General features: G+C 42.9%; 14 protein-coding genes. 5 read left to right on the top strand and 9 right to left on the bottom strand.

Annotated elements, in window-relative coordinates; translation table 11 throughout:
* Nucleotides 1–98: 98 nt before the first annotated feature.
* The gene (locus AAC033_RS03860; protein ID WP_339735587.1) at nucleotides 99–1382 is read left to right on the top strand and encodes a DUF5103 domain-containing protein; all 1284 of its coding nucleotides are present in this window, start codon (nucleotides 99–101) and stop codon (nucleotides 1380–1382) included.
* Here the strand turns inward: AAC033_RS03860 and AAC033_RS03855 are convergent.
* Nucleotides 1379–3469 carry a PAS domain-containing sensor histidine kinase gene (locus AAC033_RS03855; protein WP_339735585.1) on the bottom strand — a complete coding sequence of 697 codons (2091 nt, stop codon included), beginning with the start codon at nucleotides 3467–3469 and terminating at the stop codon, nucleotides 1379–1381. The genes AAC033_RS03860 and AAC033_RS03855 overlap by 4 nt on opposite strands.
* A 178-nt stretch (nucleotides 3470–3647) precedes the next feature.
* On the opposite strand from AAC033_RS03855, the gene pruA reads away from it, so the two are divergent.
* From pruA to AAC033_RS03840, 3 genes are all read left to right on the top strand, one after another.
* Nucleotides 3648–5285 carry an L-glutamate gamma-semialdehyde dehydrogenase gene (pruA, locus tag AAC033_RS03850; RefSeq protein WP_339735583.1) on the top strand — a complete coding sequence of 546 codons (1638 nt, stop codon included), beginning with the start codon at nucleotides 3648–3650 and terminating at the stop codon, nucleotides 5283–5285.
* Nucleotides 5286–5382: 97 nt separating this feature from the next.
* Nucleotides 5383–5688 carry a septum formation initiator family protein gene (locus AAC033_RS03845; protein ID WP_339735581.1) on the top strand — a complete coding sequence of 102 codons (306 nt, stop codon included), beginning with the start codon at nucleotides 5383–5385 and terminating at the stop codon, nucleotides 5686–5688.
* Nucleotides 5689–5840: 152 nt separating this feature from the next.
* Complete coding sequence (locus AAC033_RS03840; protein ID WP_339735579.1) at nucleotides 5841–6434, top strand: YqgE/AlgH family protein; 594 nt, start codon at nucleotides 5841–5843, stop codon at nucleotides 6432–6434.
* Here AAC033_RS03840 and AAC033_RS03835 read toward each other — a convergent pair.
* The 4 genes from AAC033_RS03835 to AAC033_RS03820 all read right to left on the bottom strand — a co-directional run bounded on the left by AAC033_RS03835 (nucleotide 6426) and on the right by AAC033_RS03820 (nucleotide 9729).
* The gene (locus AAC033_RS03835; RefSeq protein WP_339735577.1) at nucleotides 6426–7250 is read right to left on the bottom strand and encodes an aminotransferase class IV; all 825 of its coding nucleotides are present in this window, start codon (nucleotides 7248–7250) and stop codon (nucleotides 6426–6428) included. The genes AAC033_RS03840 and AAC033_RS03835 overlap by 9 nt on opposite strands.
* A gap of 74 nt (nucleotides 7251–7324) precedes the next feature.
* The gene (locus AAC033_RS03830) at nucleotides 7325–7933 is read right to left on the bottom strand and encodes a rhomboid family intramembrane serine protease (RefSeq protein WP_339735575.1); all 609 of its coding nucleotides are present in this window, start codon (nucleotides 7931–7933) and stop codon (nucleotides 7325–7327) included.
* A gap of 11 nt (nucleotides 7934–7944) precedes the next feature.
* Entirely contained in the window at nucleotides 7945–8943 is a 999-nt protein-coding gene (gene holA / locus AAC033_RS03825; RefSeq protein ID WP_339735572.1) for a DNA polymerase III subunit delta, read from the bottom strand.
* Between the two features lie 15 nt (nucleotides 8944–8958).
* Complete coding sequence (locus AAC033_RS03820) at nucleotides 8959–9729, bottom strand: AMP nucleosidase (protein ID WP_339735570.1); 771 nt, start codon at nucleotides 9727–9729, stop codon at nucleotides 8959–8961.
* A 101-nt stretch (nucleotides 9730–9830) separates the two neighbouring features.
* Here AAC033_RS03820 and AAC033_RS03815 point away from each other — a divergent pair, with 101 nt between their 5' ends.
* The gene (locus AAC033_RS03815; RefSeq protein ID WP_339735568.1) at nucleotides 9831–10286 is read left to right on the top strand and encodes a type I restriction enzyme HsdR N-terminal domain-containing protein; all 456 of its coding nucleotides are present in this window, start codon (nucleotides 9831–9833) and stop codon (nucleotides 10284–10286) included.
* Here the strand turns inward: AAC033_RS03815 and AAC033_RS03810 are convergent.
* The 4 genes from AAC033_RS03810 to AAC033_RS03795 form a co-directional block, all read right to left on the bottom strand.
* Complete coding sequence (locus AAC033_RS03810; RefSeq protein ID WP_339735566.1) at nucleotides 10278–10808, bottom strand: GNAT family N-acetyltransferase; 531 nt, start codon at nucleotides 10806–10808, stop codon at nucleotides 10278–10280. The two genes, AAC033_RS03815 and AAC033_RS03810, sit on opposite strands and share 9 nt — an antisense overlap.
* Complete coding sequence (locus tag AAC033_RS03805) at nucleotides 10805–12775, bottom strand: glycosyltransferase (RefSeq protein ID WP_339735564.1); 1971 nt, start codon at nucleotides 12773–12775, stop codon at nucleotides 10805–10807. The genes AAC033_RS03810 and AAC033_RS03805 overlap by 4 nt, the downstream gene beginning before the upstream one ends.
* Before the next feature lie 83 nt (nucleotides 12776–12858).
* Nucleotides 12859–13485, bottom strand: coding sequence for a recombination mediator RecR (gene recR / locus AAC033_RS03800; RefSeq protein ID WP_339735562.1), 627 nt, complete (start codon nucleotides 13483–13485; stop codon nucleotides 12859–12861).
* Nucleotides 13486–13551: 66 nt separating this feature from the next.
* Entirely contained in the window at nucleotides 13552–15888 is a 2337-nt protein-coding gene (locus AAC033_RS03795) for a PAS domain S-box protein (protein ID WP_339735560.1), read from the bottom strand.
* Between the last annotated feature and the right edge of the window lie 16 nt (nucleotides 15889–15904).

Below are 15904 nucleotides of genomic sequence, written 5' to 3'. Positions count from 1 at the left end.
ATTTATATACGTTTAATCGTTAACAAGTTTGGATAAACGCGCCGAGGAGGAGTGTTGGGCTCTGAAATGTTTAAACGCACGTAAAAAAGATAAAACAAATGAAGGTTTTTTTTCGTCTGACAATCATAATCGCTGGTGTTATTTTTACGTTAAGCCCATTGGCGCAAGAGGGGAGTGAATATTATTACCAGAATGCGGTTTTCAGAGAAGACATAAAATCGGTGCAATCCCACCGTGAAGGCTTTGAATTGAGCCACCCTGTTTATGAATTGGGAGCACCGGGCGGACTTATTTTTAAGTTTGATGACTTGTCAGGCGAACCTAAAAATTATTATTACACACTCATTCATTGTGATGCTGACTGGAACGAATCCTTCATATTGCAGAATGAATATTTGGAAGGTTTTTACGACAATCCGGTGGACGATTACGCACCTAGTTTTAATACGACGATGACATATATCAATTACCGGATTGAAATTCCGAATGAGAAGGTTCAGCCAACGCGTTCGGGGAATTACGTGTTGGTGGTTTATGAAGAAGGAGACAAAGAGAACCTGGTGCTAACCCGCCGGTTTCATGTGCTCGATCAAAAAGTGAATGTTACCGGCACTGTGAAACGCGCCACTTTCGATCCGTTTAAGGGCGACAACCAGGAAGTCGATTTTACGATTAACCATCCTGTCTTGCGGTTGGTCAATCCGCGTGACGAGGTAAAGGTGGTGGTGATGAAAAACCGGCGATGGGATACGGCGATCCGCGATCTGAAGCCACTTTTTATCCGCGACAATGAGCTGGTGTATGATTACGATAAGGAGAATGTTTTTCCGGGTGGAAACGAATACCGCTATTTCGACATTCGTACCCGCCGCTATAATGGCGAAAATGTTCTGGAGACCAGCTTTCACCGGCCCTATTATCATGTAACTCTTCAGCCAGATCAAGTGAGGTCGAACAAAAAATACTTTGGCTACCGCGAAATGAACGGCAATTTTGTTGTTGAAAGCCAGGATCGGGTAGAGGATTATGACACCGAGAGTGACTACTTTTTTGTCCATTTCACGTTGCCGCTCGAAGCGCAACTGGTTGGTGGAACAGTCAATGTCATGGGTGCTTTAACTGATTGGAACGCGAACAAAAGCAACGAAATGAGTTGGAACTACGAGCAGGCAACCTACGAGCTCACCCTGTTGCTGAAGCAGGGATATTACAATTATCAATATGTGTATGTTCCTGAAGGCGCATTAAAGGCCGACGAAACCGTGATCGAAGGAAGTCACTACGAGACTGAAAATGAGTACCAGGTGTTTGTGTATTACCGGGGAATGTCGGGGAGATATGATCAGTTGGTTGGTTACCAGATTTTGAATGCTGATTTTTAGCGGAGTACCTGGAGGGTGCCATCGCCGTTTTTAAATGGAATACTGAAGTAGAACTCGGAGCCCTTGTCAATGGCTGAACTCACCTCAATCTTACCTCCAAGCAGCAGGCTGTAGTGTTGGGCAATCGCCAAGCCTAATCCCGTCCCTTCGTACTTGCGCGTCGTTTTATTGTCGATTTGGTGGAACCGTTCAAAGATTCGTTTTATCTGCTCAATATCGATGCCTATGCCGGTGTCTTTGACAAAAAACAAGAGTCGGTCTTTTCCTTTCATTTTATAGCCAAATTCAATTTCGCCTTGGTTGGTAAATTTCACAGCGTTATCAAGTAATTTTCTCAGAATTTCTTCCAGCAGGTATTTGTCCGTTGTAACGCCAAACTTTGGGTTGGCATTTTGGTTGTTTAGTTTCAACCGGATTGGCTTTGAAGTCAGATCAAAGCTGTATTGCCGGTAGAGTTCAACCATCAGGTCGTTCACTTTGCAGAAACCTTCCTTCACTTTCACCTGGTTGCTCTCAATTTTTGACAGGCTGATCATGTCGTTAATCATCTCCATGAGCAACTTTCCATTACTGATAATAATGTCGATGAAGCGGTCTTTCTCTTCCATATCGAAATCGGGTGATCCAACCATTTTTGAAAAACCAATGATGGCATTCATCGGTGTACGAATCTCGTGTGAGATGTTGGCCAGAAAAGCTGATTTTAGCTGATCGGCCTCTTCGGCTTTCAGTTTGGCTTCTTCCAACCGTATTTCCGCAATTTTCCGTTTGGTAATATCACGTGCAATTGAGATCACCGAATTGTCATCCAGGCGTGCAATCCGCATTTCAAACATGGCCGTCCCTTTCTTAACTTCCAGCGCATATTCAATGGTTTCAATAGAGTCGCGGTTAATCGCATCCTGAATACATTGAAAAATTTTGCGTGACATTTTTTCGGAAAAACCTACTTCAAAGATTGAGTTTCCAATAATATCGTCGGCATTAATCTGTAGGATTTCGGATTCCTTAATCACAAAATCCATGTAAACTCCATCCTTGTCGATAATGAAAAAGATATCGGGAATGGCTTCAAGCAGTACTTTGTATCGTTTGCGGCTTTCCTGCAACGAATCAATGATGTGGCGTTGTGAGGTGATGTCGTAAAAAATACTGGCGATTTGATCTGGAGCTGGTTGCAGAGAGAAAACTTCAAACCACTTCTCCAGATGTTCAACGTAAAGCTCGGTGCGCTGCCTGTTTTTTGTGTGCAGGTAATAATTATTCCAGTCGAATGAGTTACGAAAAACTTTTGGAAAAACTACATCAGCGTTCACTTGATGTAATTCGCGTGAATTCACTTTAAACATTTTTTGAAAGGCCGGATTGGTTTTCAAAATTTTTAATCCGGTAGGGTTATTCATTTCATCTTGTTCCAGTTGCACGAGCAGTACGCCTTGCTGAAAAGACTTGACAGTCCTATTGATTTGTTGGTCGGTTTTCAGCACTCTTGTTCGCAATTCCTTCAGATTCAATTCAAAATTTACAGCAACCAGAAAAGTAGCGATAAACGTCAGTGAAATCGTTATGAACGGATTTAGGATGAGCTCCGGTGTGGGCCAATACAGCGATAAAGCATCTTTAAGCCGTTCTGCCTGATATAAATGAAACGCAATAGTTAATAAGCTGATTCCAAAATACAAGAGGAGGTTTTTCTCGTTTTTTCGACTGAAAAGGAGTAGAAATAAAAAGCCCGGAACCAATGACCACATCGTATATGGAATACTGCTCTTTACGGGATGAGTAGCATAGTGGGCCGATATATAAAAGAAGTAGATGACCAGTGGAAGCATGAAAATCGTGCTGACAGCACAGTTTGGTCGGGCATTGCGAAGGCAATATAATCCAATAAGACTTATTGTTAGTAAAGAGACATTTCCCGGAATACATTCGTTAATCTGAAAGCCCAAAAGGGAAAGCATTAAGTCAATTAATGCATAGAGTAGCCCTAAAAATAGAAGGATGTGAAGGCCGGTTACTTTTCGTTTATCTTCACCTGTTTCAAGCAGATAGGGCTTTGTAATGAAGTGGTAAATTGCTTTTAGCATGAAAAATTGGTGCCGTTTAAAAACGCACTAAATATAGTAATTTTTAGGTGAGAATAGGTTTTGGAGGGGATATAGTTGGCTCTTTTTTTAAAACTGATATTTATTAGTAAAAAGCTCTTTCTGATTCTATAGTTTTGTTTCTAAAGGGAATACCAGAAAAAATTTAAAATAAGTTGTTATGCCAAAAGGTTTTTTTAACGTGCCGGTTGCTAAAAATGAACCGGTTAAAAGTTATGCTCCCGGATCTCCGGAGCGAGCTTCGCTAAAAGCAAAAATAGCTGAACTTCGCAATTCTGAAGTTGAAATTCCGATGATCATCGGAGGCCGGGAAGTAACCACGGACCGGCGGATCCGGATTGCTCCTCCGCACGAAATCAAACATACCTTAGGGTATTATTATCAGGGTGATGAATCGCACGTGCAAATGGCTATCGATTCGGCATTGGATGCACGCGAAAAGTGGGCGGCCATGAGCTGGCAACACCGGGCTTCCATTTTTTTGAAAGCCGCCGATTTGCTGGCCGGACCCTACCGTGATAAATTGAATGCAGCCACCATGTTGGGCCAGTCAAAGAATGCTTTTCAGGCTGAAATTGATGCGGCCTGCGAACTGGCTGATTTTTACCGGTTTGGTGTAAAATGTATGACGGACATTTACAAGATGCAACCTGAGTCGGCCCCCGGAATCTGGAATTACAACGAATTTCGACCATTGGAGGGCTTTGTCTTTGCGCTGACTCCGTTTAATTTCACTTCAATAGCGGGCAATTTACCTGTGGCTCCTGCAATGATGGGGAACGTGGCCGTCTGGAAACCTTCGAAAACGGCTATTTACTCAGCCGCTGTTATTATGGAGATTTTACAGGAAGCCGGATTGCCTGAAGGTGTTATCAATCTGGTTTATGTTTCAGGGCCGGTTGCTGCCAAAGTCGTTTTTGAGCATCCGGAGTTTGCCGGAATTCACTTTACAGGATCAACCGGTGTATTCCAGGGAATCTGGAAAACAATTGGCGAAAATATTTATAAATATAAATCGTACCCACGCATTGTCGGTGAAACCGGAGGTAAAGACTTTATTTTTGCAGACAATACCGTTAACCGGCAGGCGCTCGCCATTGCCATGGTTCGCGGTGCTTTCGAATATCAAGGTCAAAAATGTTCAGCGGCTTCGCGTTGCTATGTGCCCGAAAGTATTTGGGATGACGTGAAAGAGCGGGTTGGAAAAGCGCTTGCCACGGTTAAAATGGGACCACCTGAAGATTTCACCAACTTTGTTAACGCGGTAATTGATGAGTCGTCGTTTGATAAGTTGGCTGGTTTCATCGACCGTGCGAAGTCAGATGAAGATGCTGAGGTGATTTTCGGCGGAAACTGTGATAAGTCGGTTGGCTATTTTATTGAGCCAACGGTGATTGTTGCCAAAAGACCGGATTACGAAACGATGGTTGAAGAATTGTTTGGGCCGGTGCTGACTGTTTATGTGTATGACGATGAGAAAATGGATGAAACATTAACCATTTTGGATCAATCGTCAATTTATGCCTTAACCGGGGCTGTTATGTCGCAAAACCGCTACAATATCGAAAAAATCACTAAGCGATTGGAAAATGCTGCCGGTAATTTTTATATCAATGACAAACCAACAGGCGCAGTTGTTGGGCAGCAGCCCTTTGGTGGTGCTCGTGGGTCAGGTACGAATGATAAAGCGGGTTCAGTATTTAATTTTCTGCGATGGACTTCCATTCGGACAATCAAAGAGAACTTTGTGCCACCACTCGATTATATGTATCCAAGTTTCCAGCCGGATAACGAATAAAAAGCCCAGATGTAATAATTTAAGGAGATGATTTCGTTCATCTCCTTTTTTTTTGGATGAATATCCGCTACTTTTGTGAGAAGAGAAATTTGAAGCAATGAAAACAGTGTTGTCATTTATCTGGGCCCGGCTACGAACAAAATACGGAATCGTATTGGCCTTGTTCGTGTTGTGGGTTGGCTTCTTTGATGAAGAGAACAGCATGTTGCAGCATTTTAATAATAAGCGGAAACTGATTCAGCTCACGGAACAGGAGTCGTATTTGAGAAATAAAATTGTTTCAGATAAGCGCAAAATCCAAGAACTTCAAACCAACCTGACTAACCTGGAGAAATTTGCCCGAGAGGAGTTTTTGATGAGAAAGGAGAACGAAGACGTTTTCCTGATTGTAGAGCAGGATTAAACATCAATCGTTTTCCCGGATTAAATTCTGTCTGTCTTTTCACCAACGAGGTGCGAAATGGCTGTGAAAACTCGGCTTAATTTTTGCAAATACAAAAAACGTGTTTGATTACTGGTTGTTTTTTCATAAATTGAATCAGAATTTCGACAATTATGAACTTGGATACCAATCTGTTTAAAATTGAAAGCAATCACGTAGCACCCGAAAAAGGAAGAATCCTGATTGCTGAGCCATTCCTTCCAGGGAGCTATTTTAACCGCTCGATTGTGTTGTTGGTCGCTCATAGCGACAAGGGGGCGATTGGTTTTATTTTGAACAAGAAGATTGACTATCCGGTAAATGAAATTTTGGGTGATTTTCCTGATTTTGATGCTGAAGTTTATATCGGAGGTCCGGTGAGCACCGATACCATTTATTTTATCCATTCCCTTGGGCAATTAATCCCTGGAAGCATTCATGTAAAAGACAACATGTACTGGGGAGGCGACTTTGATGAAGTGAAAAGACTCATTCGTGACGGATTGATTTTGCCTGACCAAATTCGTTTTTTCCTGGGGTATTCGGGTTGGGACAATGGCCAACTGGAGGAGGAAATAAAAGAGAATTCCTGGTTGGTTTCTGAAATTAAAGAAAATCTGGTCATGGTCGACCGCAAACCTAAAAGTATGTGGGTGCAGGCTGTGCGCGATATAGGAGGCAAATATATTCTATGGGAAAATTTTCCGGAAAACCCCTCGCTAAATTAGCAGTAATCTATTCCATTCGTGATAGATTTTCTTGACTCCCTTGTTGAAGTATCGCTTAGTTCTGAACGCCTTGATCCAGCGAATCCCATCAATTGAATTTACCAAAAAAAGCTCATCAGCCTCTAAAAGTATTTTTTCATCCATATGAATGGCAAATTGCAGCTCAATCTTCAATCGTTCACTAATCTGTTGAATTTTTTGCTGGCTGATATCCATGTAGGCACCGGTTTCTGGGGCTGGAGTTAGCAATGTATTTTTTTTGAGGGCATAAATATTTTTTGATGGCGCTTCCACAATAGATGCCTGGTTATTCATGAGAAGCAGTTCGTCAAAGGGTGAGGTTTTCAATTCAGCATTCACAATCTTCCATAATGGTGCCGATCCCAGATCCAGCGAAGACAATGGCGATATCCCTTTTGAAATCTTATCGAACAGACCAACTTTTAGCCCCGTTTGGTTGAGCAGGTAGTTCACTGCGTCTATCGCATTGGTTTTGATGAGGCAAGAAATCCCGTTCTCGTTTTGAATAAAATAGATACACACCAAGGCGCTTCGAAACAATTTGTTTTTTACCAGGGTACGTTCAATTTGCCGTTTCAGTTCCTTTCCCCTGGACGCCAGAAATTGGGGGACTGGCTGGTTAAATAACTTCAACTTCAGCGCCATCAAATCCAGGTGTTGGTCCCAAAATGGCATCAGGTTGCGAACAGCACGAATGTGTTCCTCGAAAATCAGCCCTTCAAACAGGCTGACTGCAAATTGCTGCTCCGAATTGTGACAGAATTGGCCGTCAATTAAAAGAAAGCTGTCGGACATTTTATTCAATTATTTTCGATTAAGACGCATGGTGGCGAAGGAAATCTTCCTGACAGGCAAATTTTTCCTGAATCCTAAATCACCATAAATAGCTTGTCCATAAAGCGTTGAAACAGGCTGCTGTTGAGTAGAATGGGGAATATAAAGCCAAAAACCGCTCCCAGAAAATGGGCATCGTGAGCCACATTGTCGTTTTGTTTCCGGCCCATGTAGTATGAGTAGGCCAAGTATAGCCCGGCGAAAACAATTCCCGGAACAGGCAGAACGCCGAAAAAATAGATTTTATTCCAAGGCTCAAAAAAGATGGCTGCAAATAAAACGGCTGAAACGGCACCTGAAGCGCCCACAGCATTGTAATAGAAGTTATTCCGGTGTTTATACAAGGCATAAATGTTGGAAACGAGCATTCCTCCAAAATACAAAATGAGAAAATAGGCATTTGCCATTCGACCAAACCCATATTCAAAATACATTTCAATGGCACGTCCAAAAGAGAACAAAACAATCATGTTTACAATGAGGTGTTCCCAGTTAGCATGCACAAACCCGTGTGAGAAAAGGCGGTAATACTCTTGCTTATGAACTACTTTGCTGGCGTTAAACTGGAGTTTATCCATCAGGTCGGGCCGGCTAAAAGTAATGATGGAAACAAGTGCCGTAATGGCAATGATAATTATTGTCATGCTTATTTATTCTAGTGTAAAATTTTATAAATCATTTCCTTCTGAAGGTCGCCGGCTGAAGTAGACACATTGCCAAAACCCTTTGATTTCATGTCGTATTCGCGTAAAATTTCCATGATGGCAACCAGCTTTTTCGGATTGTACACTTTGGCTGCATCCATATATGATCGGACAAAAAATGGAGCGACCTGCAGTGCTGAAGCAACAGCATTGGGTGACTTGTCCGTTAGAAAGTGCAAAGTCAGGATTTTCATGAAATAGTAGTACAAGCTCGCAATGGTGCGTGTAATCGGGTTGGAAGAGGGGTTGGCTGCAAAATAATTGATAATCTGGTTGCTTTTCAAAACGTTTCGTTCCGACAATGCGTTCTGAAGCTCAAAAATGTTGTAATCTTTGCTGATTCCAATGTTCTTCTCAATATGTTCGGGAGCGATTTTTGTTCCTTCGGGCAAAGAGATAATAAGCTTGTTGAGCTCATTGGATACTTTGCTGAGATCGGTTCCCAAGTATTCGGCCAACATGGCTGCCGCCTGCGGTGCAATACTATAATTATGAGCCGAAAGATAACTGTTGATCCAGGCAGGGAGCTTGTTCTCGTAGATCTTCTTCGACTCAAAAAGCACACAACTCTTCGCCAGTTGTTTGGCAAAGCTCTTGCGCTTATCGATGGTTTTGTATTTGTAATTGATCACTAGTATGGTTGACGTCAGCGGCGCCTTGATGTAAGCTTCGAGATCTTCAATTTTTTTGATGTTTTGGGCCTCTTTCACCACCACAACCTGGTGGTTAGCCATCATAGGAAATCGCCGGGCGTGGGTAATAATCGTATTTACGTCCGTATCCTTTCCATACAAAACATGCTGGTTGAAGCTTTTCTCGGCATCCGTCAGCACATTTTTGCTAATATAATCTGTAATCTGATTGATGAAATAACTTTCTTCTCCCATCAAAAAGTAAACGGGATGGTAGATTTTCTTCTTCAGGTTAACTAATATATCTTGATAATCCATAGTCTTCTTGAACGTTTAAAATCGTAAATGTTTAACTGACCGTCCATTATTTTTAATTTCCATCAGGGCATCGATGCCAACTTTTACGTGGTTTTCAACAAAGTTCGTAGTCACGGTTTTGTCGCTGGCTTCTGTTTTTATCCCCGTCGAAATCATGGGTTGATCCGAAACCAAAAGTAACGCCCCCGTTGGTATTTGGTTGGCAAAACCAACCGTGAAAATAGTTGCCGTTTCCATGTCGATGGCCATAGCCCGGGTTTTATAAAGATACTTTTTAAATCGGGCATCATACTCCCAAACACGCTTATTGGTGGTATACACGACACCTGTCCAGTAATCCATCCTGCTTTCCCGAATGGCGCTTGAAACGGCACGCTGCAAGCTGAAGGCCGGGAGCGCAGGAATTTCAGGCGGCAAATAATCGTCCGAGGTACCATCGCTGCGGATTGCGGCAATGGGAAGGATCAAATCACCCAATTTATTTTTCCGCTTGAGGCCTCCGCATTTCCCCAAAAACAAAACGGCTTCGGGTTTGATGGCACTTAGCAGATCCATGATTGTTGCAGCATTTGGGCTTCCCATGCCAAAGTTGATGATGGTAATGTCACCATTCGAGGCGTTGGGCATATTTTGGTTAATCCCCAAGATGGGCACAGTAAACTGCTTGGCAAACATTTCGACATAGAGTTGAAAGTTGGTTAGCAGAATGTAATCAGCAAAGTCTTCCAGTTTGCGTCCGGTATAGCGGGGCAGCCAATTATCAACAATTTCCTTTTTCGTTTTCATCGGGAGAAGATTTTTTTTTGCACTTTTGAACGAAAATCAGTCTGCGTGAACTTCGTTCCGTAGCAAGGTTTTACAAAAATACAATTTTGCGTCAGCTAAATATGTTTACCCAATTAAATTTACCAACATATCCGTTTCGTATCGACCAGCAAGATGGCAAAAATTTGATATTTGATGAAATCCGAAGGAAGCTGGTTGTCCTTACTCCGGAAGAGTGGGTGAGACAGAATTTTATTCAATATTTAATTGGTGAAAAACAATTTCCCGCCTCGCTGATGGCCATTGAAACGGGCCTGAAGATTAATCAAAATCAGTTTCGGGCCGATTTGCTGGTTTATGACCGGACCGGGAAACCATTAATTTTAGTAGAATTCAAAGCGCCATCGGTAAAAGTCACGCAGCGGACGTTTGATCAGATTACCCGCTACAATATGACTTTTCAGGTTCCGTACCTGATTGTTTCGAACGGATTAAACCACTACTGTTGTTTTATTGATCTGGAGAAACAATCGTACGTTTTTTTGAAGGAAATCCCGTTATTTAATCAGCTATTTTAGCATGAGTTGGAAAAGTTCCTCGTCGAGCCAGCCACCAGAAGTTTTAATCCAGTCTTTTTTCCTTCCCACGCATTCAAAACCAATTTTCTTGAACAAGTGAATACTAGTTTGATTGTCGACCGTGATGTTGGCATACAACTGGTGCAGTCCCAATACTTCAGTAGCATATAAAGACATCAGGCGTAAAGCGTCGGTTGCCAGTCCTTTCCCCTGATCGTCTTGATTGTGAATTAGGATGCCGATGCCGGCCCGCTGGTGAAACGGATCAAAGTCAAACAAGTCAATTGCGCCAACTGCGCGACCAGTCGAGTCTTCAATCATCAATCGGAGTTGTTTGGTGTCGAAAATATCGCGATGAGACGCTTCGATATATTGTTTCAAAATATAGCGTGAAAATGGAGTCAGCGTGTTGCTTACCTGCCAAATTTCAGGATCATTTTCCCAATGGTAAATAATTTCGAGATCTTCCGGCTCCAATGGCCGAAACTTGATTTGTCCGTGTGCCAGTTTCTTTAAAGTCATCGTCCCAGGTTTTTCCAGCCATGCAAAATAATGAGCGCATCCTGCGCGATGCTATAATTTTTTGCATAGACCATGTTAATCTTATTTATTTCTGATTCAGAAAGTTCACCTTTAAATTTATCGGCGGGCGTCAGTACTCCGACTTTTAGTTTCGGAAGTTCAACGTTTCTTTTGTTGTTTAGGGCGAGGCCAACCCAACTTTTTGAGCCGAAAAGCACTTTGAAAATATTGGTGAAAAATATCGCCTTGTCCCGAACCTTCCAGCAGATGAGTGGATAGGTCAATAGGAAAATCAGGCTACCAACCAAGTCGAACAGGCGTTTACGGCGCAGGTTGTTTCCATTTGTGATGGCATTCATCTCAACCAGGTAAAGGTCGCCGGTTGTATCGATCGAGTTGCTTCCAATGATGGATAAACTTTCCGGGGGTGCAATTTTATATTCGACGTTCAATTTGCTTAAATCGAGCATGGTTTTTATAATTTGCTGCGAGGGCAAATCATTTGCGCTAAAAATAAGTTCCTCAATCTTGTGGATTCGAATGATATCATCAAGCTGACCCAGGTTTCCCAGGAAATTGTCGCGGGTGCTGTTGTTATTGGGCTGAACAATTCCCACGATATCGATTTTCAGATGCGAGTGCTGTATTAGCTGGCTGATGCGCAACGCTTCATCTGGATTGGAAATGATAATGACCCGTTTCTCCCGGGTTCGGTCAAAGTGGGCTTGTTGCGGATGGCTGTGACTGAGCAGATAGCGATAGCTTAGCAGACTGATCATTACCCAGACGGAACCCAAAACGATGAGTGCCCTTGAAAATCGCAGGCTCTCGGGAGCCAGCGAATGGAAGATCAAAATGCCAATGGTTCCCCAAACGATCCCCTTAAAAAGCTGGAGGACTTTGATTGGTTTGTCGTATCCGCCCGCGATCCAAATGCTCGAAATCCAGATCAAAATATAAAAAGGCACAACCAGATGCAGAAAGGCTGAAGGATAATAATGCGGCGTGTAGTTCAGCTTTTCCCAGTAGGGCAACAACCACAGAAAGCCAATAAAAATTAGCAGGATGTCGACGATTGGAAACAAAGCTGCTTTGGCTATTCGGCTGAGTACGGCCAGTAAAGCCCGAAAATAGATGGCCAGGTTGATCAGCATGGCGAACAGATCAGCGCGACCCTCTGAAAAGTGTTTTCGGGCAAAAATGATCATCGCCTGATAAAAGATTTTCACATAGTTGATGCTGCCTTTTTTGGTGCTCTCGCCTTTGTAATGGATGATGGTGGTACCGGCAAAATAATAGTTTTTGAAGCCCGCCTGGGTCATTCGATACGAAAGGTCAATGTCTTCGCCATACATGAAAAAAGCTTCATCCAACAAGCCAACTTCGTTTAACACCGAGCGCCGCAGCATCATGAATGCCCCTGCTAAGACATCCACTTCGTGGGTTTGGTCTTTGTCCAGGTGTCCGAGGTAGTAGCGGGCAAAATGTTTAGAGCGGCTAAACAGGCTGGACAAACCAAAAATTTTGTAAAAGGCGACCCTTGGAGTTGGCAGGCCGCGTTTCGATTCAGGCAGGAAATGTCCCTTTCCATCGATCATTTTCACGCCCAGCCCACTCGCTTCCGGATGTTCGTCCATAAATCGGAGGCACTTCTCAAAGCTGTCTTCTTCAACAATGGTATCTGGATTGAGCAATAACACGTATTCGCCTTTGGCTTGCCGGATGGCTTGGTTATTGGCTTTTGAAAAGCCCTTATTTTCATGGTTTGTAATCAGTGTTACCTCGGGAAATTTTTCACGCACCAACTGACATGAGCCATCAACCGAATTGTTGTCAACCACAAAAATCTCCGCATCGAGCGAGGTGCAGGCTTTCTGGGCGGCATGCAGGCATTGCTCCAGAAAATATCTGACATTATAGTTGACAATGACAACGGAGAGTTTTATTGGCGGACGGTGATTGATCATTCGTTGATTAGGGATTGGTCATGGTTGAAATATTCCAGTTTTATTGCGTGATCAGGTAGCCAACAAATCAAGTATGAATTGCCTCACTGCGATAAGGTGCTTTCAAAGTCGAGCCGGTTTTTGATTGATCGCCCTAAAGTAATTTCATCGGCATATTCCAGTTCGTCGCCAATGGAAACTCCTCGGGCCAAGGTTGATATTTTAACGTTTAATTCTTTCAGCTTCTTGTAAATGAAAAAATTGGTGGTGTCGCCTTCCATGGTTGTACTCAGAGCCAATACCACTTCTTTCACTGTGCCGCTCTTTACCCGTTCAATCAGCGAGTTGACTTCCAGATCCGACGGTCCAACTCCATCCATTGGCGAGATGATTCCGCCAAGCACATGGTAAAGGCCCGAAAACTGTTGGGTGTTTTCGATAGCCATCACATCCTTGATGTTTTCAACCACACATACCTCTTCCGCGTGGCGATTCGGATTGCTGCAAATATTGCAGGTGTCAACATCCGAGATGTTGTGGCAAATCTGGCAGTGCTTGATTTCGTTTCGGAGTTGGATCAAACTGTTGCCAAACAGTTCAACTTCTGATTTTTCCTGTTTTAACAAGTGAAGGACCAGCCTGAGTGCTGTTTTCCGGCCAATACCCGGAAGTTTGGCAAATTCGTTGACTGCATTTTCCAACAAGCGTGAAGGAAATTTTTCCGTGATCATGTTGCATTTGTTTGATAGGCCTCAAATTTAATAAGAGCAGGATCAAATCCGGCAAAAAGCGTTGCTTTATTTTAAATAGTTGGACAGCGTATCCAGCAGTTCTTTCATTTTTATGGGTTTACTGAGTACTTCGTTGCAGCCGGCATCCAGACATTTTTGGTGCTCGTCGCTCATGGCGTAAGCTGTTTGGGCAATAATCGGAATATCGGCATCAGTTTGACGGATGGTTCTTGTGGCCTGATAGCCATCAATCTCAGGCATTTGAATATCCATCAATATCAGATCGACCTTGTTTTTTGAGTACAGATTTAAGGCGTCAATGCCATCTTTAGCCCAAAGCACAGTCGCTTTCGTGTCCCTCAGAATTTCAAACAAATACTCGTAGTTGTAGTCAACATCTTCGGCAATAAGGATGGTACAGTTCTCAAAATTGTAATCATGCGTTGTCTTCTTGGGCTCAGCTTTTTTGGGTGCACTTATTTTGTCGTAGGGGATGGTAAAGTAGAATATTGAACCTTTGTTTGGAACGGACTTGACATTCATTGAGCCGCCAAGCAGTTTGACCAAGCCGTCGGAGATGGCCAAGCCAAGTCCGGCACCACCTTCGCGGTCTTTTAAGCTGTGCGCATGCTGAAGTGTCCGGTTGAAAATTGTTTTCAAATGGTCTTTGGGAATTCCCTGACCGGTATCTTCGACATAAAATTGCAGCTTGTTTTTGTTGAGCAGTTGGTAACCAATTTCGATGTATCCACTCTCGGTAAATTTCAGCGCGTTATCAAACAGATTGACCAGAATCTGCTTTAAACGTTTGGTGTCGGTAAAAATGAAATCGTGATGCTTGAGCTTGGGTTTGCGAAAGCGAATTTCAATTTGCTCTTTTTGTTTTCGAACCATCATTTGCTGAAATTGATCAGAAAGTTCTGTGAAGGTGTTTTTCAGCGAGCAAGCATCTTTTTTTACCTTTAGCTCATTGGCTTCGATCTTTGAAATGTCGATAATGTCGTCAATTAGCAAAAGCAAGTACCGACTGCTTTCTTCAATAATATCAGCATATCGCAACTGTTGATCCGGCGTTAAATCGCCTGATTGCAATAACTCAGAAAAACCAATGATTCCGTTGATTGGGGTTCGGATTTCGTGGCTCATGTTGGCCATGAAATTGGTTCGCGACTGGTTTTCAATTCGGGTTCGCTTTTGCGATCTGCGCAGGTCTTCTTCCAGCCGTTTAAATGAAGTGATTTCTTCAGAAATCTTCAGGTAATTGGTGATGATTCCATGTTCATCTTTCAGGCTTGAAATGGATGCGAGCTCCCAGTAAACTTTTCCGTTTTTATTCCGGTTTTTAAATTCGCCCACCCATTCGTTGCCCGAGGTGATGGTGCCCCAAAGTTCTTGATAAAAACTCGTTGGATGATAGCCCGACTTCTGAATGTTGGTTTTTTTGCCGACCAATTCTTCTTTTCGGTAGCCGGTTATTTTGCAATAGGCCGGGTTGAAAAATTCGATGTATCCTTCCAGATCCGTAATGACGATCGGCACCGGACTTTGCATGATTGCCTGGTGAAGCATGCGTAATTCCTCCTGGTGTTTTTTTTCGGTGGTGATATCGAGGTTGGTTCCTAAAACACGGATAGCATTTCCCGCGGAATCGCGCAGGGCAGCGGCCCGGGATTTAAACCAGCGGTAGAGCCCGTCTTTGTGCTTTAACCGAAATTCGGACTCGAAAATCAAAGCGCTGCTTTTCAGAAAATTTTCGAACGTTCGTTTCACCCGATTATAGTCATCCGGGTGGATCAGATCTGTCCATGTAGAAAACTTATCTTCAAGCTCATCCGGATAATAACCTAGCAATGCTTTCCATTTGCGTGAAAGGTGCATGGCTTCATCTGCAACGATCCAATCCCATACTCCGTAATCCGAAGCTTCGGCCGTTAACTTATAGCGTTGTTTTTTATAGATGTAGTCTTTTTCAATTCTCTTTTGTGTATTGATGTCGCGAATGACTCCGTTGACTGCAATTACCTCATTTTTCTCATTTCGCTCAGGGGCTAATCCAATGCTGATCCAAAAGGGTTTGCTGTGAAGTAAAAATGAAAATTCGTTGAAAAACGGCTTTCTGCTTAATAAAACCAAGTCAATTAAGTGATCAATTTCTTCCGAAAGTTCTCTTAAATAGCCGGCTTCAGCGAGTCTTTCTCCAATTATTTTTGTTGGCTCAGCCTGAAGTAGGGATAGTAAATTTTCAGAATAGTAAGTGTGTCGACGGTCGCTGTCAAAGCGGATAAAGGCCTCCGGATTATTTTCCAGTTCAAAACCATCAGGGAGGACATTGCCTTGGAATAATTTCCTTTCAGTGGTCTTCCCGGGGTGAGATTCCGAATGTTTTTTATCTGAATATTTCATGGGGCTGTTTCTTTTT

Origin of the sequence: uncultured Sunxiuqinia sp. (assembly GCF_963974515.1) — a bacterium.
Lineage (GTDB): Bacteria > Bacteroidota > Bacteroidia > Bacteroidales > Prolixibacteraceae > Sunxiuqinia.
This window is presented reverse-complemented; position numbering and strand designations above follow the sequence as displayed.